Here is a 22,061-nt window from a genome sequence, read left to right on the forward strand (position 1 = left end):
CCGCACAGTTCGGAAGGATTGCCATGACTGAGAACCACGACGCGATCGTCACAGACGCGAAGTCGGAGGAGGGGAGCGGCGGTTGCCCCGTCGCGCACGACCGGGCCCTGTACCCGGCCCAGGGTGGTGGCAACCGCCAGTGGTGGCCGGAGCGGCTCAACCTGAAGATCCTGGCGAAGAACCCGGCGGTGGCCAACCCGCTCGACGAGGACTTCGACTACGCCGAGGCCTTCAAGTCGCTCGACCTCGCGGCCGTGAAACGGGACATCGCCGAGGTGCTCACGACGTCGCAGGACTGGTGGCCCGCCGACTTCGGCAACTACGGCCCGCTGATGATCCGTATGGCCTGGCACAGCGCGGGCACCTACCGCATCAGTGACGGCCGCGGTGGCGCCGGCGCCGGCCAGCAGCGCTTCGCCCCGCTCAACAGCTGGCCGGACAACGGCAACCTCGACAAGGCCCGCCGTCTGCTGTGGCCGGTCAAGAAGAAGTACGGCCAGAGCATCTCCTGGGCCGACCTGCTGATCCTCACCGGCAACGTCGCCCTGGAGACCATGGGCTTCAAGACCTTCGGCTTCGGCGGCGGCCGGGCGGACGTGTGGGAGGCGGAGGAGGACGTCTACTGGGGTCCCGAGACCACCTGGCTGGACGACAGGCGCTACACCGGCGACCGCGAGCTGGAGAACCCGCTCGCCGCCGTGCAGATGGGCCTGATCTACGTCAACCCCGAGGGCCCGAACGGCAACCCGGACCCGATCGCCGCCGCCCGCGACATCCGTGAGACGTTCCGCCGCATGGCGATGAACGACGAGGAGACCGTCGCCCTGATCGCCGGCGGCCACACCTTCGGCAAGACCCACGGCGCCGGCCCCGCCGACAACGTCGGCCCCGACCCCGAGGCCGCCTCGCTCGAGGACCAGGGCCTGGGCTGGAAGAGCACCTACGGCACCGGCAAGGGAGGGGACGCCATCACCTCCGGCCTGGAGGTCACCTGGACCAGCACCCCGACCCAGTGGAGCAACGGGTTCTTCAAGAACCTGTTCGAGTTCGAGTACGAGCTGGAGCAGAGCCCGGCCGGCGCCAACCAGTGGGTGGCCAAGAACGCCCCCGAGATCATCCCGGACGCGCACGACCCGTCGAAGAAGCACCGCCCGCGGATGCTGACCACCGACCTGGCGCTGCGCTTCGACCCGATCTACGAGCCGATCTCCCGCCGGTTCTACGAGAACCCGGAGGAGTTCGCGGACGCCTTCGCCCGCGCCTGGTTCAAGCTCACCCACCGCGACATGGGCCCCAAGTCGCTGTACCTCGGCCCGGAGGTCCCGCAGGAGACGCTGCTGTGGCAGGACCCGCTGCCGGAGCGCGAGGGCGAGCTGATCGACGACGCGGACATCGCCACCCTGAAGACCAAGCTGCTCGAATCCGGCCTGTCCGTGTCCCAGCTGGTCACCACCGCGTGGGCGTCCGCCTCGACGTTCCGCGCCAGCGACAAGCGCGGCGGCGCCAACGGCGCCCGTATCCGCCTCGCCCCGCAGCGCGGCTGGGAGGTCAACGACCCCGACCAGCTGGCCCAGGTGCTGCGCACCCTGGAGAACGTCCAGCAGGAGTTCAACGCCTCCTCCGGCGCCAAGAAGGTCTCCCTCGCCGACCTCATCGTCCTCGGCGGCGCCGCCGCCGTGGAGAAGGCCGCCAAGGAGGCCGGCCACGAGATCCGGGTGCCCTTCACGCCGGGCCGTGTCGACGCCACCGAGGAGCACACGGACGTCGAGTCCTTCGAGGCGCTGGAGCCGACCGCGGACGGCTTCCGCAACTACCTCGGCAAGGGCAACCGCCTGCCGGCCGAGTACCTGCTCCTCGACAAGGCGAACCTGCTGGACCTGAGCGCCCCGGAGATGACCGTGCTGGTCGGCGGCCTGCGCGTGCTCGGCGCCAACCACCAGCAGTCGCAGCTCGGCGTCCTCACCACGACGCCCGGCGTCCTCACCAACGACTTCTTCGTCAACCTGCTCGACATGGGCACGACGTGGAAGGCCACCTCCGAGGACCAGACCACGTTCGAGGGCCGCGACGCCGCCACCGGCGAGGTGAAGTGGGCCGGCAGCCGCGCCGACCTCGTCTTCGGCTCCAACTCCGAGCTGCGCGCGCTCGCCGAGGTCTACGCCAGCGACGACGCGAAGGAGAAGTTCGTCAAGGACTTCGTCGCCGCCTGGACCAAGGTCATGGACGCGGACCGCTTCGACCTCGTCTGACCGACCGGTCCCCGTACGCCCGACCCGTGGAACAGGACGTCCGGGTCCGCCTCGCTGGGCGGACCCGGACGTCCCGCGTTCCGGCGGGACCGGGCGCGTCAGCGGCCCAGCACCGCCGCGCCCGCCCGCGCGTACCGTTCGTCCAGGTCGCCCGACGGGGCGCCCGCGACGCCGATGCCCGCGACCGGGGCGCCCTCGGCGGTCACGGGCGTACCGCCCGCGAGGAACAGCGTGCCCGGGATGTCCTTCAGGGTCGGCGCCTGGGCCAGCCGCCCGGCCAGCTCCGAGGTCGGCGCGTTCCAGGACACCGCGGTGAACGCCTTGCGCTCCGCGGACACGTACGACTGCGGGCCGGCCCCGTCCCCGCGCAGGGTGACCAGCGTGTTGCCGTCGCGGTCGACGACGGCCACGGACACGTGCCGGCCGTCCTTCCCGGCCGCCTCGACCGCGGCGCGCGCCGCCTTCGTCGCGGCGTCCAGGGTGAGGTGCGTGCTCCGGGTCAGCTCGCCGTTCCGGGCCGCGACGGGTGCGGCGGCGGGCGTGGTGTCCGTGGAGCCGGCGGCGCCGGCGGCCACCGTGCCGGTGACACCGACACCGACGACGGCCAGGGCTGCGCCGCCGACGAGGACGCGGGTACGGAGGGACGGCTTCGTGCGGCTGGGCATGCGGAGGAACCTTCCGGTAGAGGCGAGGCCGGGAGCGGGGTCGCTCCCGGAACCGATCCTCCGTCCGGTGCGAGCCGGGTTCCGTCCCCGGACCGGATGCCCTGGGGGTCATCCGATCGGATGACACCGAAGGGCCCGGGCGTGGGCACAATGGAGGGTGTTTGCCCAGTTCAGCGCGGAGAGGGAGGTACTCGCGGTGGCCGTGCCCGAGCGCGACGACACCCGCGCCCTCACCGTCGTCATGCACACGGCGTTCTTCGTGCTGCTGTCCGCGTCCGTCGCCCGCTACCTGGCCCGGCACGCCGACGGACCGCACACCCCCTGGGTGATCGCCCTGTCCGCGCTGCTGGCCGCGCTCTACGTCCTCGGGCCCGCCCTCGGCACCCGGCCGACCCCGCGCCGCCTGACCTGGCTCGGCCTGGTCGTCACCGCCTGGGCGCTCCTCGTCGTCCTCGCCCCGAGCTTCGCCTGGTGCGCGGTCCCGCTCTTCTACACCGGCCTGCGCACCCTCCCGCCGCGCGCCGCGATCCCGCTGGTCGCGCTCCTCACCGCGCTCGCGGTGGCCACCCAGCTCGGCCTCGCCGGCTGGCCCGACCCGAATGTGCTGCTCGCACCGCCCGCGGTGGCCGCCGTGGCCACCACCGTCTTCGTCGTCATGCAGCGCCAGGCGGCCCGCCAGGAGGTGCTGATCGACGACCTGGTCCGCACCCGGCGCGAACTCGCCGCCACCGAGCGCCGCGAGGGCACCCTCGCCGAACGCGAACGGCTCGCCCGGGAGATCCACGACACCCTCGCCCAGGGCCTGTCCAGCCAGCGCATGCTGCTCCAGGCGGCCGACCGCCTCTGGGAGACGGCGCCCGGCACCGCCCACGACCACGTCCGCACGGCGGCGGCCATCGCCGAGCGCAGCCTCGCCGAGGCCCGCCGCTTCGTCCACGACCTGACCCCGGCCGACCTGGCCGGGGGCGGGGGCCTGCTCCAGGCCCTGCGCGCCGTCGCCGAGCGGGAGACGACACCGGGCCTCACCGTCCGCGTCCACACCGAGGGCAGCCCGTCCGTTCCGCTGCCCGCCCCCGTGGAGTCTGCCCTGCTGCGCATCGCCCAGGGAGCCCTCGCCAACGTCCGCGAACACGCGGCGGCCACCACCGCGACTCTCACCCTGACCTGCCTGGACGACCAGATCGTCCTCGACGTCACGGACGACGGCCGCGGCTTCGACCCGCGCACCCCGCCCCCCACCGGAGCCGCCCCGGCCGGCGCCCGCGGCCACGGCCTGCCCGCCATCCGCGCCCGCCTGCGCCAGCTGGGCGGCACCCTCACGATCGAGTCGGCGCCCGGCGAGGGCACCGCGCTGTCCGCGGCGATCCCGCTGGAGCCGAGATGACCCACACCCCCGGGACGGCCGCACCGGTACCGGTGCGCATCCTCGTCTGCGACGACCACGCCGTCGTACGCGCCGGACTGCTGGCGCTGCTGCACAGCGCCCCGGACATCGAGGTCGTCGGCGAGGCCGGCAGCGGCGAGGAGGCGCTCGCCCTCGCGCGCAAGACCGCGCCGGACGTCGTCCTCATGGACCTCCAACTGGGCGAGGGCATCGACGGCGTCGAGACCACCCGCCGGCTGCGCGCCGAGCCGTCCGCCCCGCACGTCCTGGTCCTCACCACGTACGACACCGACGCCGACGTGACCCGGGCCGTCGACGCGGGCGCCACCGGCTATCTGCTGAAGGCCGAGCGCGCCGAGGACCTGTTCACGGCGATCCACGCCGCCGCCCGGGGCCGCCCGGCCCTCTCGCCCCCGGTCGCCGGCCGCGTCATGTCCCGCCTGCGCAACCCGCGCCCCGCCCTCACACCCCGCGAACGGGACATCCTCACCCACCTCTCGCGGGGCCTGTCCAACCACGCCATCGCCCGCGCGCTCCACATCAGCGAGGCCACGGTGAAGACCCATCTGCGGCGCGTCTACGACAAGCTCGGCGTGGACACGAGGGCGGGCGCGGTGGCGGTGGCGGTGGAACGACGCCTGCTGCCCTGACCGGTGGGCACAGAACGCCGGTGATCCGTTCCCTCGTGGACATGAGTGGCCTCACGCTGTTTCGCTGTCCCCGCTGACACCGTCCGGCGCAGACCGATGCCGGAGCGGGCGCCGCTGCGCGCCCGCCGACCGGCCGCGTCGGCCGATCCGGCTGACCGACCCCGCAGACCGGCCCCGATGACGGGCCCGATGACGGGCCCGACCTGGGAGGACCTCACCCATGACCGACCTCGACCGCCCCACCCGGCTGCCGCGCCGCCGCCTGATCCAGGCCGGCCTCGCGCTCCCCGGCGCCGCCCTGAGCACGACCGCGCTCGCCGCACCCGCCGCCTCCGCGAGCCCGGACGCCGGATCACGCGCCGCGCAGGCCGAACTGGCCGAGCTGGAGCGCCGCCACGGCGCCCGGCTCGGCGTGTACGCGCGCAACGTCCGTACCGGGCGGACCCTGTCCCACCGGGCGGGGGAGCGGTTCGCGACGTGTTCGACGTTCAAGGCGTTCGCCGCGGCGGCGGTCCTGCGCGACCGGGCCGGCTGCGCGCCGCTGGACCGGGTGGTGCACTACCCGCCGCACGACCTCCTGCCCAACTCACCGCGCACGCAGGAGAACCTGGCGACCGGCATGACCGTGGCCGGCCTCTGCGCGGCGGCGATCCAGTACAGCGACAACGCGGCCGGCAACCTGCTGCTCCGGGAACTGGGCGGTCCGGCCGGTCTCACCCGCTTTCTCCGGTCGCTCGGCGACGAGGTGAGCCGGTTCGACCGGTGGGAGCCGGAGCTGAACACCGCGATCCCCGGGGACCCGCGCGACACCTCGACCCCGGAGGCGATCGCCGCGAGCCTGGAGCGCCTCGTCCTGGGACGGGCGCTGGCCCGCGCCGACCGTGAGCGGTTCGTCGGCTGGCTGAAGGGCAACACCACCAGCTCGGCACGGTTCCGCAAGGGACTGCCCAAGGAGTGGATCGTGGCGGACAAGACCGGTACCGGCGACTACGCGACCGCCAACGACATCGGCGTGGCCTGGACCACCCGCCGCACCCCCGTCGTCCTCGCGGTCCTGTCGGACAAGAGCACCCCGGACGCGCCCGTGGACGAGGCGCTGATCGCCGACGCGGCGGCCGTCGTGGCCCGCACCCTCGCCCCTGGTGAGTAACTCCGGTCAGCGGTCCGGGAGTTCACTTTTCCGAATGTGAACCATGTACGCGACTGTCGATGCGTCCGTGACGGTTTCCCTACCCGTGACGCCGTGACCACTGCACCACGGTGAGGGAACGCGGGAGGCCGCCGCAGGGCGACCTTCCGCTTCCGGCCGCAGCGGGCGGAAGCGGCCGACGCGGCGGTGCCGCTCAGCCGACCGGGTCGCCGGGTGACACCGGGTGGACCTCGAGGCCGGGCACGGCCAGCAGGTCGCCGATCAGCCCCGGTGAACCGCCGACGTACGTGCTGACCAGGTCCACGTCCCCGCCCACGATCCAGGTGCGGTCCTGCGGCCACCACAGGTCGGGAAGCTCGGCGAACTCGTCCAGCGTCACCGGGGAGACCGCGTCGGCCAGCCGGCCGGCCAGCAGGACCTCGTCCCGGCCCGGCGTCCCGAACGTGGCGAACCGGCTCCAGTCCCAGCGGCCGTACCCGCTCCACAGCCCGAACCAGCACCGGTCCGGGGTGCCCGTGTGCCGGGCCAGGACGGGCAGCAGCACCCGGGCGACGTCCGGCGGGGTCGGACCCTCACCGGGATGCTCGTCCCACACGCCGGGCAGACCGTCCGAGCGGTCGGCGTGGTCCTGGTCCGTCCCGATCACCTGGTGCCAGCGGGTGAGCGGTGTGACGCGCGTGCCGTGGGCGGCGGCCACCGCCGACCAGCGCACCGGCCGCTCGTCCAGCCGGGCCGGGTGCAGGATCCGCGCGTAGGCGGCGAAACCCGGCGCGGCGACGCCCGCCACCGTGCCGAGCGCACCCGGCTCCGACCGGCTCAGCCAGTTCGCGGGGGAGAGGTCGTCGGCCCGCACCCGCAGCCGGCCGTACCACTGCGGAGCGGGGTCCTGGTCGACCAGGGGGTAGTCGTTCACGCCCACAGTGTGCCTTCACCCGGATCGGCCGATCCGGGCGGGCCGGGACGCGGGTCCCGGCCCGCCCGTCCGCTCAGGACCCGGCCGGCTGCGCGTGGCTGCCGTAGGGGCGGGTGATGATCTCCATGCCGTGTCCGGCCGGATCCATGAAGTACACGCCCCGGCCGCCGTGGTGGTGGTTGATCTCGCCCGGCTGCTTCCGGTGCGGGTCGGCGTAGTACGTGATCCCGGCCTGCCGGATACGGGCGAAGGCCGCGTCGAACTCCTCGTCGGAGACGAGGAAGGCGTAGTGCTGCATGACGATCGACTCCGCCGGGACGGTGGCGAAGTCCAGGGTCACCCCGTTGGCCGTGGCGACCGGGACGAACGGGCCCCACGCTGGGCCGGCCTCCAGCCCGAGGACGTGGGCCAGGAACGCGGCGGACTCCCGGTTGTCCCGGGCGTGGACGATGGTGTGGTTCAACTCGACTGACATGAGTGGAATGCCTCCGAGGGCAATCTCACGGGCACCTCCATGCCTCACCCGGCCGGTGACCGACACGCGATGCCGTACGACGATCCTACCGGGTCGACACCGAGGGGTCCCGGTGCGCCACCTGCCCGCCGGTCACCGTCAACACCACCGGCGCGTCGATGAGTTCGTCGACGGACGCCCGCACGGGGTCCACCGACAGCGCGGTGAGGTCGGCGCGGCGGCCGGGCGCGATCCGGCCCGCGACATCCGCCTCGCCGGCGGCGGCCGCCGCATGGCTGGTGCAGCCCTCCAGCGCCTGCCCAGCCGTCAGGCCCGGCCGGTGCGCCGCCGCGCCCCTGGGCCGGCGGGCCGTCGCCAGTACGGCCCGCACGTCGTAGTGCGCGATGGGCCAGTCCGAGCCGAGGGCGACCGTGGCCCCGGCCTCCCGCAGGTCCCGCAGCCGCCAGGCGCGGACGGCCCGGTCACCGCCCAGCCGGCGCGACCACTCGTCGGTGCCGTCGGCACGCGTGTAGCCGGTGTGCGGCGGCTGCAACGAGGCCGCGACCCCCAACGCGGCGAACCGGGGCAGGAGTTCGTCGGGCGCCGTCTCGATGTGCTCGATCCGGTGCGCGCCGTGCCCGCTCGGGCCCAGCGAGGCCACGGTGTCCAGGACGTGCCGGACGGCGGCGTCCCCGATGGCGTGCGTGGCGGTGCGGACACCGGCGGTGTGCAGGGTGCGCACCGCCTCGGCGTACGCCCGTGGGTCGGGCCAGAACGCGTCGGTGCCCTGGCCGTGGCAGTCGGGGTGGTCCAGCCAGGCGGTGCCGCCCTCCACGGTGCCGTCCATGAAGAACTTCACCCCGCCGACCACCCAGTGCCGGCCGCCCCTGCCCTGCGCCTCGATCAGCTCCCGCAGGGCGTCCGCGTCCGCGCCCGGCATGCACCAGGGTGCGAACCGCAGCCGCACCGGCAGCACCGTCTCCCGCGCCACCGCCGCCACCAGGTCCAGGTCGCCGCCGTCCATCACGTGCGCGCCGGTCAGCCCGGTCGCGGCCATGGCGGACAGCAACTCCAGGAGCCGCGCCCGCCGTTCTGTGTACGAGGGGCGGGGGGCGACGTCCGCCACCAGGTCCATCGCCGCGTGCTCCACCAGGTGCCCGGTGGGCCGTCCGGACGCGTCGCACACCACCTGGGCGCGCTGGTCGAAGGCGCGCGGCCCGGTCACCCCGGCGGCGGCCAGCGCGGCCTCGTTGGCGAGGGCGGAGTGGCCGTCGTACAGGCGCAGGAAGGCCGGGGTGCCCCCCAGGACGTCCGCCACCAGTCCGTGGTGGACGGGGCGGCCCTCGAACGCGTTGTGGTCCAGGCCGTGGCCCACCACCCAGCCGTCCACCCGCTCGGCCCCGGCGAGCGCCGCGCGCAGTCCGGCCAGGTCCGTCACCCCCGACAGGTCGGTGCCGGTCGCCATGTCGAGCCCCCACACGGGGTGGCTGTGGGCGTCGACGAGGCCCGGCACGAGGTGCGCGCCGTGCAGGTCGACGACCTCCGTGCCGGGTCCGCGCCAGTCCCGTACGTCGTCCGCCGTGCCCACCGCGGTGATCACGCCGTCGCGCAGGGCGACGGCCGTGGCCGTGGGGCGGGCCGGGTCGAGCGTGCGGACCTCGGCACCGGCGAGGATCAGGTCGGCAGCGGGCATGCGATGAACTCCCTTGTCCAGAAGATTACTTGGTGGTTCCGGTGCCGAACGTGGCGTAGACGTCCGGGCGGTTGCGGCGCAGCCACCACGCCAGCGGCAGGCCGAGGGCGAAGACGGCGGGCGCCACGGCGACGAGGGTGACGTTCACGGCCGGGGACGCGGCGGTGAACAGGTCGATGTGGCTCACCACCAGCGCGATCGCGGCCGCCAGCAGGACGGTGGCGAGGACCGGCGCCGCCACCGTGCGCACGGTGCCCTCCGTGTGGCGGACCCGCCGGAAGTAGCAGGGCACGGCGATCGCGGCGAGCAGCTGGAGCAGCAGCAGGCCGATCATCCCCGGGGTGTTCACCCACAGCAGCAGCTGCTGGTAGGGGTCGGCTTCGGCGGCCCGGAAGGCGAGGACGACCAGCGCGCCGAGCACGGTCTGGGCGACGCCGGCGAGGTACGGGGAGCGGTGCCGGGCGTGGACGCGGCCGAGCCGGCGGGGCAGCACGCCCTCCTCGGCCAGGGCGAGTGCGTAGCGGTTGATCGCGTTGTGGAAGGCGAGCAGGGACGCGATGACGCTGGTGACGATGAAGACGTGCATCAGATCCGCGGCCCAGCCGCCCACGTAGGTGGTGATCGCGGTGAAGAAGAGCCCCGCCGGGTCCGCGCCGGCCGCCTCCACGACCCGCTCGTCGCCGAACGCCTGGACGGCGATCCAGACGACGAACGCGTAGAACAGGCCGAGGAATCCGACGGCCGCGTACGTGGCGCGCGGGATCGTGCGCTCGGGGTCGCGGGCCTCGCGGCGGTAGATGACCGTCGACTCGAAGCCGGTGAACGCCGCGAAGGCGAAGGCGAGGACGGCCGCCGTGCCCGGCACGAACACGTGTGCCGGGGCCAGCGAGGCGAGGGACAGCCCGTGGGCGCCGCCCTTGAGCAGGACCCCGCCGGCGAGCAGGACGAGTATGCCGGTCTCGGCGACGAGCAGCACGCCCAGCACCTTGGCGCCGAAGTCGATCGAACGGAATCCGCCGTAGCCGATCAGCAGCAGGCCGGCCAGCGACATCGGCAGCCAGGGCACGTCGGAGCCGAACAGGGAGTGCACGGTGTCGCGGGTGGTGGTGGCGAGGAGGCCGTAGACGCCGATCTCCATGCCGTTGTAGCCGACCAGGGCCAGCAGGGCGGCGCCGATGCCGACCGGCCGGCCGAGGCCCCGGGCGATGAAGGCGTAGAAGGCGCCGCCGCTGGTGACATGCCGGCTCATGGTGGTGAAGCCGACGGCGAAGACGGCGAGGGTCAGCCCGGCCAGGAGGTAGCCGACGGGTGCGCCGACGCCGCCCAGCAGGATGGCGAGCGGGGCGACCCCGGCCATGACCGTCAGGGGCGCGGCGGCGGAGACGACGAAGAAGGCGATGTCGGCGGTGCCGAGGGAGCCGGACCGGAGGCCGGGCGCGTCGGACGACGCGTCGTCCTCCGGGAGGTCGGTGGTGGTCACGGACATACGGGGGTGCCCTTCTGGCGGCGGACGGGAGGGGTCGGCGGTGGCGGGGCAGCCGGGGCGCGGGCACCGGCGGACGGGGCCGGGGTGGGCCGTCCGGGCCGGTGTGTCCCGGGAGCCCGGGGGAGGGCGGGCGCCCGGAGCGGGAGCCCTGGGGGGTGGCGGGCGCCCGGAGCCGTAAACCTAAAGGCTTTCGGTTTCGGCAATGTAACCTGCCGTTGGGCATCCGGGAAGACCTCGGCAGGACATCAGGGGGATCGCTGACCATGGGACGGCCGCGCACACCGCTCCTCGACCGCGAGCGCATCACCACCACGGCGCTCCGGCTGATCGACGAGACCGGTGACTTCAGCGTCCCGGCCATAGCCCGCCGGCTCGGCGCGCAGACCGGGTCGGTGTACCACCACGTGGACGGCCGGGACGGCATCGTGGAACTGCTGCGCGAACGCGTCTGCGCGGCCATCGATCCGGCCACGCTGGAGCTGACCCCCTGGGACGCGGCCGTCGAGGCCTGGGCCCGCTCCTACCGGGCCGCGTTCGCCGCCCACCCCCGGGTGATCCCGCTGCTGATGACCTCGCCCGTCCGTGCGCCCCGGGTCCTGGAGCAGTACGAGCGCGCGGTGGGCGTGCTGCTCGCCGCCGGCTTCGAACGGGCCGAGATCATGCCGCTGGTCATCGCCCTGGAGAACCTGGTGCTGGGCTCGGCCCTCGACCTGGCCGCCCCCGAGGCGATGTGGGAGCTGACGGACCACGTGCCGACGCCCCGCCTCGCGGAGGCGCTCGCGGCGGTCGGCGACGGGCGCGCGGACCGCGCGTTCGAGGTGGGCCTGACGGCGTTCCTGAACCACGCGCGGGCGCTCCGCGCGGAGCGGGGGCGGTAGGAGCCGGCCGCGTTCCGGTGGCGCCGGGGTGGAAGACCTCGGTACGGATTTCCTCGGTTTCCCAGTACCGGCAGTAACATGATCACCTGTTTCCGGGTGTACCAGTCAGTCAACTCGGCGCCGTCCCCGTGACGCGCCCTGCCCGGAGAAGTCCATGCCTTCTGTCAACGACGCGTTGGACGACGCGCGCTTCACCTACGAACAGCACATGCGGACCTGCCGCCAGTGCCACGCCGATGCCGCGCACTGTGCCGTGGCGAAACACCTCCTGCGGATGTACAACCTCGCCCGCAGGGACCGGATGCGCGCAGGCGGCCCGGGCGCGCCCACCGCCTGACCGGCGCGGACCGCTTTTCGCCCGCCTCGGAGGGGGAACCCGCTGGTCTGTCCCGTCCCCGAGACACAGGAGGCCACTGTGACGGATCAGCAGGGTGATCGTCCGAACCCGGTCACACAGCACGCCCGCCCCGACTTCCCCTCCCAGGACCAGCCGCATCCGGGCTGGACCGGCCCGATGGACCCGCCGCCCGACCACGGCGAGGAGTCCTACCGCGGCTCCGGCCGTCTCGACGGCCGCAAGGCCGTGATCACGGGAGGGGACTCCGGCATCGGGCGCGCGGTGGCGATCGCCTTCGCCCGTGAGGGCGCCGACGTGCTCTTCACGTATCTCGCCGACGAGGAGGAGGACGCCCGCGAGACGTCCCGGCTGGTGGAGGACGCCGGACGCAAGGCGGTCGCCGTGTCCTGCGACATCCGCGACGAGGACAACTGCCGGTCGCTGATCGACCGGGCGGTCCCCGAGTTCGGCCATATCGACGTCCTCGTGAACAACGCCGCCTACCAGATGTCCCAGCCCGAGGGCATCGAGGCGATCAGCACGGAGCAGTTCGACCGGGTGATGCGGACGAACCTCTACGGGATGTTCTGGCTGACCAAGTTCGCCCTGCCGCACATCCCGGCGGGCGGTTGCGTCATCAACTCCACGTCGGTCCAGGCGTACAAGCCCAGTCCGCACCTGCTGGACTACGCGATGACCAAGGGTGCGATCGTCACGTTCACCCAGGGCCTGGCCCAGATGCTCGCCGAACGCGGCATCCGCGTCAACGCCGTCGCACCGGGGCCCGTCTGGACCCCGCTCATCCCGTCGACCATGCCCGACACGTCGGAGTTCGGCAAGCAGAGCCCGCTCGGCCGCCCGGCCCAGCCCGCCGAACTGGCCCCCGCCTACGTGTACCTGGCCTCGCCGCAGGCCGGCTTCATCACCGCCGAGATCCTCAACGCGACCGGCGGCACCCCGCTGCCCTGACCCGCGGACGGGAGGTGGCGGGGCCTGCCCCGGCCCTCGATGCTCCCACGTCAGTACTCCTGCGTCCGGCGGACCTCGCCCGTGCCCAGGCGGATCACGGCCCGGGGCCGCATGGGGCCGTCGTCGCGCCGGGAGAGGAGGACCACGTCCTCGACCGCCGCCGACAGCGGGCCGAGCCGCGCGGCGCACTCGGCGGCCAGTCCGTGCGGGTCCCGGGTACGGCCGAGGGACAGGTGCGGGGTGAAACGCTCACCGCGTCCCCCGCACAGCGGGAACCGCAGCCTCAGCTCCCGGTGCAGACGGGCCCAGGGCGCCGGGTCGGCCGCGGCCGGGTCGAGCCACACCGTGGCGGAGTGCCGGTGCCGGAAGGAACGCACCCCGGCCAGGCGCGCGCTGAACGGCGTACCGTGTGCCGCTCCCGCGGAGAGCAGCGGTACCGCCCGCTCGAACTCCTCCTCCGGTACGAAGCCGAACAGCAGGTTCACGTGCGGCGGCCACCGGCGGACCTGCGGATCGTGCTCCCAGCGGATCCCCTGGATCGCCGGCCAGAGCTCCGGCGGCGGCAGCCATGCCACCGCGGTCCGCGGCGTCGGCGCCACCCTGAGCGCGTCCGCCGGCCCGGCCCCGCCGGAAGCCGCGTACCCGTTCACCCGGCCACCGTCCCGGACTGCGCGGTGCCGGAGCGACGCGGGCGTCCCAGGGCGAGGAGGGCCGCGTCGTCCTCGAGTCCCTCACCGAAGCTGACGAGCAGACGGACGAGGGCGTCGACCACGGTGCGCGGATCCGCGGGGGCGAGCTCGGTGGCGAACGACTGCAGCGCGTCGTAGCCGTACAGGCCGCTCCTCTCGCCCGTGTGCGCCTCGGTGAGGCCGTCGGTGTAGAGCAACAGCGTGTCGCCGTGGTGGAGGGTGGTGCGGATCGTCGTGAAGGAGGCGTCGGGGAAGGCCCCGACCAGCAGTCCACCCGGCGTCGGCAGGTACTCGGCCCGGCCGTCCGCCCGTAGCAGCAGCGCGGGCGGGTGGCCCCCGGAGGCCAGGAGGACGCGGACGCTCTGCCCCTCCGCTTCCAGGGTGCCGAAGACGGCGGTGCAGTACCGGGGTTCCTCATCGCCGTAGCGCTCCAGCAGTGCCGAGTTGAGGGCGGACAGGACGGCTTCGGGAGCGAGTCCGTGCAGGGCGGCGGTGCGCAGGGTGTAGCGGACGAGGGAGGTCGCCGCCGCGGCCCTCGGGCCCTTTCCGCAGATGTCCCCGAGGAAGAACGCGAAACGGTCGTCGTCGAGGGGGAACAGGTCGTAGAAGTCGCCGCCCAGCTGTATCGGTGAGGCCGTGTGGTAATAGGCGGCGGCCTGCACGCCGGGCACCGCCGGGAGGCCCGCCGGGAGCAGGCTCTGTTGCAGTACGGCCAGTGCCTCGCGCAGCTGTTCGCGGTCGGCCTCCGCCTGGCGGCGCGCCTCTTCCGCCGCGCGGCGCGCGCGCAGCAGCTCGGCCTCGTAGGCACGGCGGTCGGTGGCGTCGAAGACGGTGGTGCGGATCAGCAGGGGCCGGCCGTCGGCGCCCCGCTTCACGGCCGAGGTGATCAGCACCGGAAGCCGGGACCCGTCCGCGACCTTCATCTCCAGCGCGATGCCCCCCACGTGACCCTGCATGCTCAGCAGCGGGGCGTAGTGGGTCTCGTGGTACAGCTTGCCGCCCACGGTCAGCAGGTCGGCGAACCGCCGGCGGTGGACGACCTCCTCCCGGGAGAGCCCGAGCCAGCCCAGCAGCGTCCTGTTGACCTTGACGATGGTGCCGTCCATCAGGGTGGACAGGTATCCGCAGGGTGCGGACTCGTACAGCTCCTCCGTGCTGTCCTCCAGCAGGGCGGTGACGTCCGTACCGATCAGTGGCCACGCCTTCCCCGGGGGCGGGGGAGGCGGGCCGGAGCCGGACATCAGCCCAGCTCTTCCACGAAGGCGGTGATCGCCCGGGCGGTGGTCCCGGGAGCACTCAGTTGCGGGCAGTGGCCCGTGGCGGCCAGCGTGACCAGGCGGCTGCCGGGAACGGCGGCGCGGACGTACGCCCCGACCTCCCGGGGCGCTATGACGTCCTGCTCGCATTCGAGGACGAGGGTGGGGACGGTCACCGTCTTCAGGTCCTGGCGGCTGTCGGACAGGAACGTGGTGCGTGCGAAGACGCGCGCGATGTCCGGGTCGGTGGCGCAGAAGCTGTTGGTCAGCTCCGCACCCAGTTCCGGCCGGTCGGGGTTGCCCATGATGACGGGGGCCATGGCCGCCGACCAGCCGAGGTAATTGGCTTCCAGCGAGTCGAGCAGCTCGTGGATGTCGGCCGCGCTGAAGCCGCCGCGGTAGTCCTCCTCGTCGATGTAGGAGGGGGAGGGGCACACCATGACCAGGGAGCCGAGGCGGTCCGGTACCGCCGCGGCGGCCAGGACGCCGACCATGGCGCTGACCGAGTGGCCCACGAACACGGCGTCCCGCAGGTCCAGCTCCTCGCACACGTCGATCACGTCCTGGGCGTAGCCGTCCAGGGTCGTGTAGCGCTCCTCCCGCCAGGCGGCCAGGTCGGAGCGGCCGGAGCCGACGTAGTCGAACAGCACCACACGGAAGTGCCGGGCCAGGGCGGGGGTCACGAGGCGCCACAGGTTCTGGTCGCAGCCGAAGCCGTGCGCGAGGACCAGGGTCCGGCCGGACTCCTGCCCGATGACCCGGACGTTGTTCCTGCGGAGGATGCCCATGTCCCCATCCTCGCACGTCAGCGGGTTGGACGCGGCGGCCCGCCCGGGCCGGCCCCCGCCCTCGGGCGGGGGCGCGAGGACGGGGACGGCGCCGCCCCGCCGTGGCGGCGCCGCCCCCGGCGCGTTCAGACGGCCTTCTGCCGTTCGCGGAGCTCGTGCACGTTGCTCGCCGTGAGGGTGCCGTCCTGCTGTTCGTAGTGGGACAGGGCGAGGCCCAGGCCGAAGAAGGTGGGCGCCCATTCGCCGACGAAGATGCCCCAGCGATCGGCGCGGTCCACGCCGGTGCCGGGTTCCATCTTCAGCGAGCCTATCCACGCGACGAGCGTGAGGCCGATGGAGGCCATGCCGGCCATGTAGGCGTGCTCGCTGCGGATGCCCATCTCGTGCATCTTCTTGATGATCATGGCGTGCTCCAGGTCCGTGCGGATGGTGCGGATGGTTGCGGTCGCTCCGACACTCACCCGGTTGCCCGATTTACCCAGAGGCATGTCCGTTTGATGGTGGTTTGTGACGTTTCTTGATTGCTGTTTCAACATGCCGGCACGGAAGCCCCCGGAGCAGTTCAGTCCTTCACCGCTCCGCCCAGCCCGGAGACCAGCCGTCGCTGCACGAGGACGAAGAACACCAGGACCGGAACGGTCATCACCGTGGACGCCGCCATGACCCCGCCCCAGTCCGGCTCGTCGGGCTTGTAGAAGACCAGCAGGGCCATCGGCAGGGTCGACTGCGAGGTGTCGCTGATGATGAACGACTTGGCGAACAGGAAGTCGTTCCAGGCGGAGATGAAGGAGAACACGCTCGTGGCCACGAGCCCCGGCAGGACCAGTGGGAGGAGGATGCGCCACAGGAAGCGCGCACGGCTCGCCCCGTCGAGGTACGCGGCCTCCTCCAAGGACTCCGGCACGGCCCTCACGAAACCGCGCAGCATCCAGATCGCGAACGGCAGGGAGAAGGCGATGTGCGGCAGGATCAGCGACCCCAGTGTGTTCAGCTGACCGAGGTCCCGCATGAGGAAGAACAAGGGGATGGTGAGCGCCTCCACCGGCACCATCTGGGCCACCAGGAACATGACGAGCAGGGTGGTCCGGAAGCGGAACCGGAACCGCGTCACGGCGGTCGCGGCGAGGAAGGCGATCAGCGCGGAGGCGATCACGACACTCACCGCGACGACGAGGCTGTTGACGAAGTACCGGCCGAACTCCTGCTGTTCGAACACGCGCCGGAAGGAGTCCAGCGAAGGCGAGGCCGTCCAGGGTCTCGGCTCGGTGGACTCGATCTCCCCGGCCGGCTTGAGCGCGCCGAGCAGCATCCAGTAGAGGGGGAAGGCGACGACCGCGGCGACCAGCAGCGCGGTCGCCTCGGCGGCGAGCCGCCAGGGCCGCCGTACCGCCCGAGCGCGTACGAGGCTCACAGTTCCTCCCCTTGGCGGCGCAGCAGCCGCAGGTACCCGAGCGTGATCGCGAGCAGGATCAGCAGTGTCACGACGCCGATCGCGGACCCGAGGCCGTACTGCGAGGAGGCGAAGGCCTTCTGGTAGGCGTAGACGTTCAGGACCAGGTTCTGCCCCGCGATGCCGCCGCCGCCCGTCATCACGTAGATCTGGGTGAAGACCTTGAAGTCCCAGATCACCGACTGGACGGTGACGATGACCAGGATCGGTCTGAGGGCCGGCGCCAGCACCGAGCGCCAGATCCGCCACTGGGAGGCGCCGTCCAGGGCGGCGGCCTCCAGGATCTCGGCCGGCACCGCGCGGATGCCGGCGTAGACGGTGACCATCACGAACGGGAAGGAGCACCAGACCACTTCGAGCAGGACCAGGAGGAAGGCGCTGTAACGGCCGTAGGTCCAGGAGAAGTCGCCGATGCCCAGCAGACGGTCGACCGGGCCGAAGTCGGGGTCGAAGAGGAAGAGCCAGACCGTCGAGCCGGTGATGGTTGGTGTGGCCCACGCCCCCAGCGCGGCCAGCAGGAGCGCGAGCCGCGGGACCGCGCGGACCCGGGTGAGCAGGACGGCGAGCGCGCAGCCCACCGCCAGTGTGCAGACCACACAGGCCGCCGCGAACCCGACCGTCGCCAGCAGCACCTGCCGGAACTGGTCGTCGGCGAACAGTTCGGTGTAGTTGGCCAGGCCCCGGAAGCGGGTGGGTTCGCCGCCGCTGACCTGGGCCTGGGTGTACTCCAGGAACGAGATCAGGCCGAGCTGGTAGACGGGGTAGACCAGCAGGCCGCCCAGGACGAGCAGGGCGGGTGCCACATAGAGCCAGGGCGTCCATCCACCCGGGCGGCGCGGGGCCGGATTCGACGAGCGGCTGGCGCCGCGCGGGCGCGCCGCGCCGCGAACCGCCCGCACCCGCGGGGGCTCCACGAGTCCCGGCCCGGAAGGCGCCGGCAGCCGGCTCACCTGGCGGCTCCGAACGCGTCGTCCATCTTCTCCGCCGCGTCGGCGGAGGCCGCCGCGACGTCCTTCCTGCCGCTGACGATCTCCTGGAACATGGTCGGCAGCACCAGCGAGGAGTCGATCTGGGCCCAGGCGGGGGAGGCGGGTACGAACCGGGTGCCGGCCGCGAGGGTCCGGACGAACGGCTTCACGTACGGCTTCTCGGCCGCGGCCCGCCGCCGTACGTCCGTGAAGGTCGGCAGGAAGCCCATCGCGTCGAAGAGTTCCCCTTGCGTCTTCTTGGAGGCGAGCCGTTCCATCAGGTCCACCGCGAGCGTGCGGTGTGACGTGCTCTTCAGGACGCCGATGTTGTTGCCGCCCGCGAACGCCGGTGCGATCGAGCCGGGTTCCACCCCCGGCAGCGGCACCACCGCGTACTTCCCCTTGACCGTGCCGGCCTCCATGGCGGCGTGGCTGAAGTCGCCGCCGATGGCCATGGCCGCCTTCCCGGAGGCGAACGCCGTCACGGTGTCGTTGCCGCCCATGCCCGCGCACTTGGCGGCGGGACAGTTGTCGTCACCGAAGAGGGAGGTGTACGCCTCGATGCCCTTCCGGGCGGCCGGGCTGTCGATGGCGGAGGCGTACGCGCCACCCTGCTCCCTGGCCAGGTCACCGCCGTTGGCCCAGATGAACGGCATCGCGCCGTAGGTGTAGGCGCCGCCGACGGCCAGGCCGTACAGGCCGGGTTTGGCGGCCCGGATCCGCTTCGCGGTGGAGATCAGCTCGGCCTGCGACCTCGGTGCGCGCAGGCCGAGTTCACGCAGGACGTCGGTGCGGTAGTACAGCGCCCGGACACCGACGAAGTACGGCGCCCCGTAGACCTTGCCGTCCACGGTGACCGACTGCCGGGCGGTCGGATCCGTGTCCTTCGCCTCGCTCCAGGCGTCGAACTCCCGGGTGACGTCCGCGAGTCCGCCGTCCCGTACGTAGCCGGCGGTGTCGGTGTTGCCGTACTCGATCACGTCGGGCGCGGACTTCGGGTCGTTGAAGGCGGCCTTGACGCGCTGGGCACGGGTCTCGACGGGGATGTACTCGACGCTGACGTCGGTGCCCCGGTGCGCCTTCTCGAAGCCGGCGACCACCGCGTCGACGACGCGCCGCTTGGGCTGGTTGTCGACCTCCTGGAAGAGCCAGACGCGCACGGTGCCGGTCTTCTCGTCCTGGTCGGAGGCGGAGGTGCCGGAGGTCTGGGGCGCGCAGGCGGCGACGAGGGCGGTGGCGAGCGCGGTGAGCCCAGCCCAACGGACGGACAGCTTCATGCAGTGCTCCTCCGATGAGTCGTTGCAACATGCGCAACGACGATTTCGCTGTGCACAACACATCGGAGGCTAGGGACTGCATGAACACGCCACAAGAGGGCGCCACCCCTCCGTGACAGCGGGACGCACCCCGCGCAATGCCCGCCCGGATCAGCGCACAGGGAAGCCGAACGCGTACCCCTGCTGCTTCAGCCGGGGCAGCAGGGCGCGCAGGGCCGTCACCGTCTGGGAGCGGTCGCCGCCCGCGTCGTGGAAGAGGAGCGTGGGCCCGCCCGGCAGCTCCCGCTCGACGGTCGCGATGATCGCGTCGCTGCCCGGCCGCTCGAAGTCCTTGGAGTCGACGTTCCAGCCCAGCGGCCGCATCCCGTGCGAGGCCGCCAGCTTCCGGCTGTACGGGGTAAACGCGCCGCCAGGGGCCCGGTAGTACATCGGCCGCACCCCGCCCGACGCCTTGGTGATCTGCCGTTCGGCGTCCACGATCTGCTGCGCCTGGTACGCCGGGGACTTGGTGTCCATGGTGGTGTCGTGCGACACCGTGTGGTCGCACAGCCGGTGCCCGGCGGCCACCACCTGCCGGACCAGCTCCGGGTGCGCCTCGGCCTGGGTGCCGACCATGCAGAACGTCGCCTTCACGCCGTTGTCACGCAGCACTTGGAGCACCTGCGGGGTCCAGACCGGGTCCGGGCCGTCGTCGATGGTGATGTTCACCGCGTGCGCGCCCCGGTCGGAGGCGTGGGCGATCGTGACGGACACAGGCCGCGCCTCAGGTGCCTCGGCCCGGGCCGAGGCACGCGGTGCGGCCTGCCCGCCGGTCTGGCCGGCCTGTGCCGTCCACACCGATGTGGCGGCGGCGACCGCCGTGACCCCCACCGCCGCCGCGATCACCCGGCCGTACCAACCCCGTCCACCATGCCGCGCCATGTCCGTCCGCCCCCTGCCGTGCCGATGCCTGTGCCGTGCCGGTGCGTTGCCGAGCCGAAGCTCCGCGCAGCGCAACCGGTGCACCTGGCAGGACGGCGGGGACCGGGCGCGGGATCCCGCTGTTACGGATCACGGACAGTTCCGGGGCGCGCCCGCGACAGTCGCCCGTCGCGGGGGGCCGCCCGGTTGTCCCCACGGGATCGGCGGGCCGCTGAGCCGGGATCAGCGACGGGGTGCTGTCCGGGCCGTGACATCGGCGGGCGGCGACGGACGCGTGCGCCGGGCGCCCGGCGGTGACCGCCGGGCCCGGTGCTGACGGGCCGTGGCATCCGGGGGAGACGTCAGGGTTCGCGGACCCGGGTCAGCTCGGACGCCGGGGGCCGCGTACGCCGCCCGGCGGGCGCTGGGCGCGCCCGCCGGGAGGGTTCATTGGTGGCCGCTCATCCGGAGCGGCCTTCACCAGTAGTGACGGCGGCCGGCGACCGCGTGACCCATGGACCCCATGATCCACAGGATGGCTCCCACCACCAGCAGGATGACGCCGATGGTCCACAGGATCGAGATGCCGGTGATGAAGCCGATGATGAGCAGGATGATGCCGAGGGCGATCATGGCGTGCCTCCAGCCGATGACGGGGCTCCTGCCCTTCGAGTGCCCCCGAAACGCCGGTCCTATCAGTACGCTCCGACTTTCAAGAAGTTCTGTCGACCGTGTTGACTCGGCGATGCGGCGGCCTCACATTACCTAGCGGTAGTACCCCACGGTAACCCCGCCGCCACCCCCACGCCCCGCGGTCGCCTCCCGTACGCCGTCCGCGTCGTCTCCCACCCCAGCCCTCCGCGCCGCCACGCCCCGCCACGCCCACGGCACCACCATGTCCAAGGCACCGCCGTCCCTACGGCACCGCCGTCCCTACGGCACCGCCGTCCCTGGCGCCGCCATGCCCGTCTGCCCCGTGTCCTGTCCCGAGAGGGGAGAGCACCGCATGTCCCTACCCACCCCGCGCCGCGTCCTCACCGCTGCCTGCGCGGCCGTCGGCGCACTGGTCCTCGGCCTCGGCGCGGTCCCCGCCCAGGCCACCGCACCCTTGAACTACGCGGCCCTCGGCGACAGTTACAGCGCCGCCTCCGGTGTCCTCCCCGTCGACCTCAGCAGCCCGCTCTGTCTGCGCTCCACGGCCAACTACCCCCACGTCATCGCCGCCCGGACCGGGGCCCGGCTGACGGACGTGACCTGCGGCGCCGCCCAGACCAAGGACTTCACCGAGGCCCAGTACCCCGGCGTCGCACCCCAGGCCGACGCGGTCGGCGCCGACACCGACCTGGTGACCCTCACCATCGGCGGCAACGACAACGGCACCTTCATCAACGCCATCACCGCCTGCGGCACCGCCGGCGTCCTCAGCGGCGGCAAGGGCAGTCCCTGCGCGGACCGGTACGGCACCTCCTTCGACGACGAGATCGACGCCCACACCTATCCCGCGCTGAAGTCCGCGCTGCGCGGCGTCCGGGCCAAGGCTCCCCGGGCCCGGGTGGCGGTGCTGGGCTACCCGTGGATCACGCCCGCCACCGCCGACCCGTCCTGCTTCGTCAGGCTGCCCGTCGCCACCGGCGACGTGCCCTACCTGCACGCCCTCCAGGCGCACCTCAACGCCGTGGTCCGGCGCGCCGCCGAGGAGACGGGAGCCACCTACGTGGACTTCTCCGAGGTCTCGGCCGGACACGACGCCTGCCAGGCCGTCGGCACCCGCTGGATCGAGCCGCTGCTGTTCGGGCAGAACGTCGTCCCCGTCCACCCCAACGCCCTCGGCGAGCGGCGCATGGCCGAGCACACCCTGAGCACGCTCGGCCTCGGCTGACCGGCGCCACCGTGCCGGGGCCGCCG

The 22,061-nt window shown here is 73.0% G+C and carries 22 protein-coding genes; 8 read left to right on the forward strand and 14 right to left on the reverse strand.

The window, feature by feature from the left end; all coding sequences use genetic code 11:
- Positions 1-23: 23 nt before the first annotated feature.
- Positions 24-2,249, forward strand: a complete 2,226-nt coding sequence (gene katG, locus AB0946_RS30730; protein WP_366763926.1) for a catalase/peroxidase HPI — start codon at positions 24-26, stop codon at positions 2,247-2,249.
- 98 nt (positions 2,250-2,347) lie between these two features.
- On the opposite strand, the gene AB0946_RS30735 is transcribed toward katG, so the two are convergent.
- On the reverse strand, positions 2,348-2,914 hold the full coding sequence (locus AB0946_RS30735) for a heme-binding protein (protein ID WP_366763927.1): 567 nt from the start codon (positions 2,912-2,914) through the stop codon (positions 2,348-2,350).
- A gap of 241 nt (positions 2,915-3,155) precedes the next feature.
- On the opposite strand from AB0946_RS30735, the gene AB0946_RS30740 reads away from it, so the two are divergent.
- The 3 genes from AB0946_RS30740 to bla all read left to right on the forward strand — a co-directional run bounded on the left by AB0946_RS30740 (position 3,156) and on the right by bla (position 6,098).
- The gene (locus AB0946_RS30740) at positions 3,156-4,298 is read left to right on the forward strand and encodes a sensor histidine kinase (RefSeq protein ID WP_366763967.1); all 1,143 of its coding nucleotides are present in this window, start codon (positions 3,156-3,158) and stop codon (positions 4,296-4,298) included.
- On the forward strand, positions 4,295-4,948 hold the full coding sequence (locus tag AB0946_RS30745) for a response regulator transcription factor (protein ID WP_366763928.1): 654 nt from the start codon (positions 4,295-4,297) through the stop codon (positions 4,946-4,948). Before AB0946_RS30740 ends, AB0946_RS30745 begins: the two co-directional genes overlap by 4 nt.
- Positions 4,949-5,168: 220 nt before the next feature.
- Positions 5,169-6,098 (forward strand): class A beta-lactamase, encoded by a 930-nt coding sequence (gene bla, locus AB0946_RS30750; protein ID WP_366763929.1) that lies wholly within the window; start codon positions 5,169-5,171, stop codon positions 6,096-6,098.
- 193 nt (positions 6,099-6,291) lie between these two features.
- Here the strand turns inward: bla and AB0946_RS30755 are convergent, their stop codons facing one another.
- The 4 genes from AB0946_RS30755 to AB0946_RS30770 form a co-directional block, all read right to left on the reverse strand.
- Positions 6,292-7,011, reverse strand: a complete 720-nt coding sequence (locus tag AB0946_RS30755) for a hypothetical protein (RefSeq protein ID WP_366763930.1) — start codon at positions 7,009-7,011, stop codon at positions 6,292-6,294.
- 73 nt (positions 7,012-7,084) lie between these two features.
- Positions 7,085-7,486: a VOC family protein gene (locus AB0946_RS30760; protein ID WP_366763931.1), complete on the reverse strand. Its 402-nt coding sequence runs from the start codon at positions 7,484-7,486 to the stop codon at positions 7,085-7,087.
- A gap of 85 nt (positions 7,487-7,571) precedes the next feature.
- Entirely contained in the window at positions 7,572-9,158 is a 1,587-nt protein-coding gene (locus AB0946_RS30765; protein ID WP_366763932.1) for an amidohydrolase family protein, read from the reverse strand.
- A 25-nt stretch (positions 9,159-9,183) separates the two neighbouring features.
- Entirely contained in the window at positions 9,184-10,644 is a 1,461-nt protein-coding gene (locus tag AB0946_RS30770) for an APC family permease (RefSeq protein ID WP_366763933.1), read from the reverse strand.
- A gap of 263 nt (positions 10,645-10,907) precedes the next feature.
- On the opposite strand from AB0946_RS30770, the gene AB0946_RS30775 reads away from it, so the two are divergent.
- The 3 genes from AB0946_RS30775 (at position 10,908) to AB0946_RS30785 (ending at position 12,828) form a co-directional block, all read left to right on the forward strand.
- Positions 10,908-11,522: a TetR/AcrR family transcriptional regulator C-terminal domain-containing protein gene (locus tag AB0946_RS30775; RefSeq protein WP_366763934.1), complete on the forward strand. Its 615-nt coding sequence runs from the start codon at positions 10,908-10,910 to the stop codon at positions 11,520-11,522.
- Positions 11,523-11,676: 154 nt separating this feature from the next.
- Complete coding sequence (locus AB0946_RS30780; protein ID WP_366763935.1) at positions 11,677-11,859, forward strand: hypothetical protein; 183 nt, start codon at positions 11,677-11,679, stop codon at positions 11,857-11,859.
- Positions 11,860-11,937: 78 nt separating this feature from the next.
- Positions 11,938-12,828 (forward strand): SDR family oxidoreductase, encoded by an 891-nt coding sequence (locus tag AB0946_RS30785; RefSeq protein ID WP_366763936.1) that lies wholly within the window; start codon positions 11,938-11,940, stop codon positions 12,826-12,828.
- A gap of 50 nt (positions 12,829-12,878) precedes the next feature.
- Here AB0946_RS30785 and AB0946_RS30790 read toward each other — a convergent pair whose 3' ends face one another.
- The 9 genes from AB0946_RS30790 to AB0946_RS30830 form a co-directional block, all read right to left on the reverse strand.
- Positions 12,879-13,478 (reverse strand): 2'-5' RNA ligase family protein, encoded by a 600-nt coding sequence (locus AB0946_RS30790; RefSeq protein WP_366763937.1) that lies wholly within the window; start codon positions 13,476-13,478, stop codon positions 12,879-12,881.
- A complete protein-coding gene (locus AB0946_RS30795) occupies positions 13,475-14,758 on the reverse strand; it encodes a SpoIIE family protein phosphatase (RefSeq protein ID WP_366763938.1) in 1,284 nt (427 codons plus the stop codon). Before AB0946_RS30795 ends, AB0946_RS30790 begins: the two co-directional genes overlap by 4 nt.
- Positions 14,758-15,561, reverse strand: coding sequence for an alpha/beta hydrolase (locus AB0946_RS30800; RefSeq protein WP_366763939.1), 804 nt, complete (start codon positions 15,559-15,561; stop codon positions 14,758-14,760). Before AB0946_RS30800 ends, AB0946_RS30795 begins: the two co-directional genes overlap by 1 nt.
- Before the next feature lie 125 nt (positions 15,562-15,686).
- Positions 15,687-15,965: a hypothetical protein gene (locus AB0946_RS30805; RefSeq protein WP_366763968.1), complete on the reverse strand. Its 279-nt coding sequence runs from the start codon at positions 15,963-15,965 to the stop codon at positions 15,687-15,689.
- Between the two features lie 158 nt (positions 15,966-16,123).
- Positions 16,124-16,972 (reverse strand): carbohydrate ABC transporter permease, encoded by an 849-nt coding sequence (locus AB0946_RS30810; protein ID WP_366763940.1) that lies wholly within the window; start codon positions 16,970-16,972, stop codon positions 16,124-16,126.
- Positions 16,969-17,910: a sugar ABC transporter permease gene (locus AB0946_RS30815; protein ID WP_366763941.1), complete on the reverse strand. Its 942-nt coding sequence runs from the start codon at positions 17,908-17,910 to the stop codon at positions 16,969-16,971. Before AB0946_RS30815 ends, AB0946_RS30810 begins: the two co-directional genes overlap by 4 nt.
- Positions 17,911-17,957: 47 nt before the next feature.
- Entirely contained in the window at positions 17,958-19,256 is a 1,299-nt protein-coding gene (locus tag AB0946_RS30820) for an extracellular solute-binding protein (protein WP_366763942.1), read from the reverse strand.
- A gap of 150 nt (positions 19,257-19,406) precedes the next feature.
- A complete protein-coding gene (locus tag AB0946_RS30825; RefSeq protein ID WP_366763943.1) occupies positions 19,407-20,177 on the reverse strand; it encodes a polysaccharide deacetylase family protein in 771 nt (256 codons plus the stop codon).
- Positions 20,178-20,633: 456 nt separating this feature from the next.
- Positions 20,634-20,789: a DUF6131 family protein gene (locus AB0946_RS30830; protein ID WP_014676832.1), complete on the reverse strand. Its 156-nt coding sequence runs from the start codon at positions 20,787-20,789 to the stop codon at positions 20,634-20,636.
- Between the two features lie 373 nt (positions 20,790-21,162).
- On the opposite strand from AB0946_RS30830, the gene AB0946_RS30835 reads away from it, so the two are divergent.
- Entirely contained in the window at positions 21,163-22,035 is an 873-nt protein-coding gene (locus AB0946_RS30835; RefSeq protein WP_366763944.1) for an SGNH/GDSL hydrolase family protein, read from the forward strand.
- The last annotated feature ends 26 nt before the right edge of the window (positions 22,036-22,061 follow it).

Origin of the sequence: Streptomyces sp. NPDC046870 (assembly GCF_040704595.1) — a bacterium.
Lineage (GTDB): Bacteria > Actinomycetota > Actinomycetes > Streptomycetales > Streptomycetaceae > Streptomyces > Streptomyces argyrophylli.

Coding starts and splice junctions, on each gene's coding strand:
- AB0946_RS30780 (WP_366763935.1), top strand. CDS start 11,677: ATGCCTTCTGTCAACGACGCGTTGGACGACGCGCGCTTCACCTACGAA.
- AB0946_RS30740 (WP_366763967.1), top strand. CDS start 3,156: ATGCACACGGCGTTCTTCGTGCTGCTGTCCGCGTCCGTCGCCCGCTAC.
- AB0946_RS30745 (WP_366763928.1), top strand. CDS start 4,295: ATGACCCACACCCCCGGGACGGCCGCACCGGTACCGGTGCGCATCCTC.
- katG (WP_366763926.1), top strand. CDS start 24: ATGACTGAGAACCACGACGCGATCGTCACAGACGCGAAGTCGGAGGAG.
- AB0946_RS30795 (WP_366763938.1), bottom strand. CDS start 14,758: ATGTCCGGCTCCGGCCCGCCTCCCCCGCCCCCGGGGAAGGCGTGGCCA.
- AB0946_RS30830 (WP_014676832.1), bottom strand. CDS start 20,789: ATGATCGCCCTCGGCATCATCCTGCTCATCATCGGCTTCATCACCGGC.
- bla (WP_366763929.1), top strand. CDS start 5,169: ATGACCGACCTCGACCGCCCCACCCGGCTGCCGCGCCGCCGCCTGATC.
- AB0946_RS30835 (WP_366763944.1), top strand. CDS start 21,163: ATGTCCCTACCCACCCCGCGCCGCGTCCTCACCGCTGCCTGCGCGGCC.
- AB0946_RS30765 (WP_366763932.1), bottom strand. CDS start 9,158: ATGCCCGCTGCCGACCTGATCCTCGCCGGTGCCGAGGTCCGCACGCTC.
- AB0946_RS30735 (WP_366763927.1), bottom strand. CDS start 2,914: ATGCCCAGCCGCACGAAGCCGTCCCTCCGTACCCGCGTCCTCGTCGGC.
- AB0946_RS30800 (WP_366763939.1), bottom strand. CDS start 15,561: ATGGGCATCCTCCGCAGGAACAACGTCCGGGTCATCGGGCAGGAGTCC.
- AB0946_RS30805 (WP_366763968.1), bottom strand. CDS start 15,965: ATGATCATCAAGAAGATGCACGAGATGGGCATCCGCAGCGAGCACGCC.
- AB0946_RS30775 (WP_366763934.1), top strand. CDS start 10,908: ATGGGACGGCCGCGCACACCGCTCCTCGACCGCGAGCGCATCACCACC.
- AB0946_RS30820 (WP_366763942.1), bottom strand. CDS start 19,256: ATGAAGCTGTCCGTCCGTTGGGCTGGGCTCACCGCGCTCGCCACCGCC.
- AB0946_RS30825 (WP_366763943.1), bottom strand. CDS start 20,177: ATGGCGCGGCATGGTGGACGGGGTTGGTACGGCCGGGTGATCGCGGCG.
- AB0946_RS30770 (WP_366763933.1), bottom strand. CDS start 10,644: ATGTCCGTGACCACCACCGACCTCCCGGAGGACGACGCGTCGTCCGAC.
- AB0946_RS30760 (WP_366763931.1), bottom strand. CDS start 7,486: ATGTCAGTCGAGTTGAACCACACCATCGTCCACGCCCGGGACAACCGG.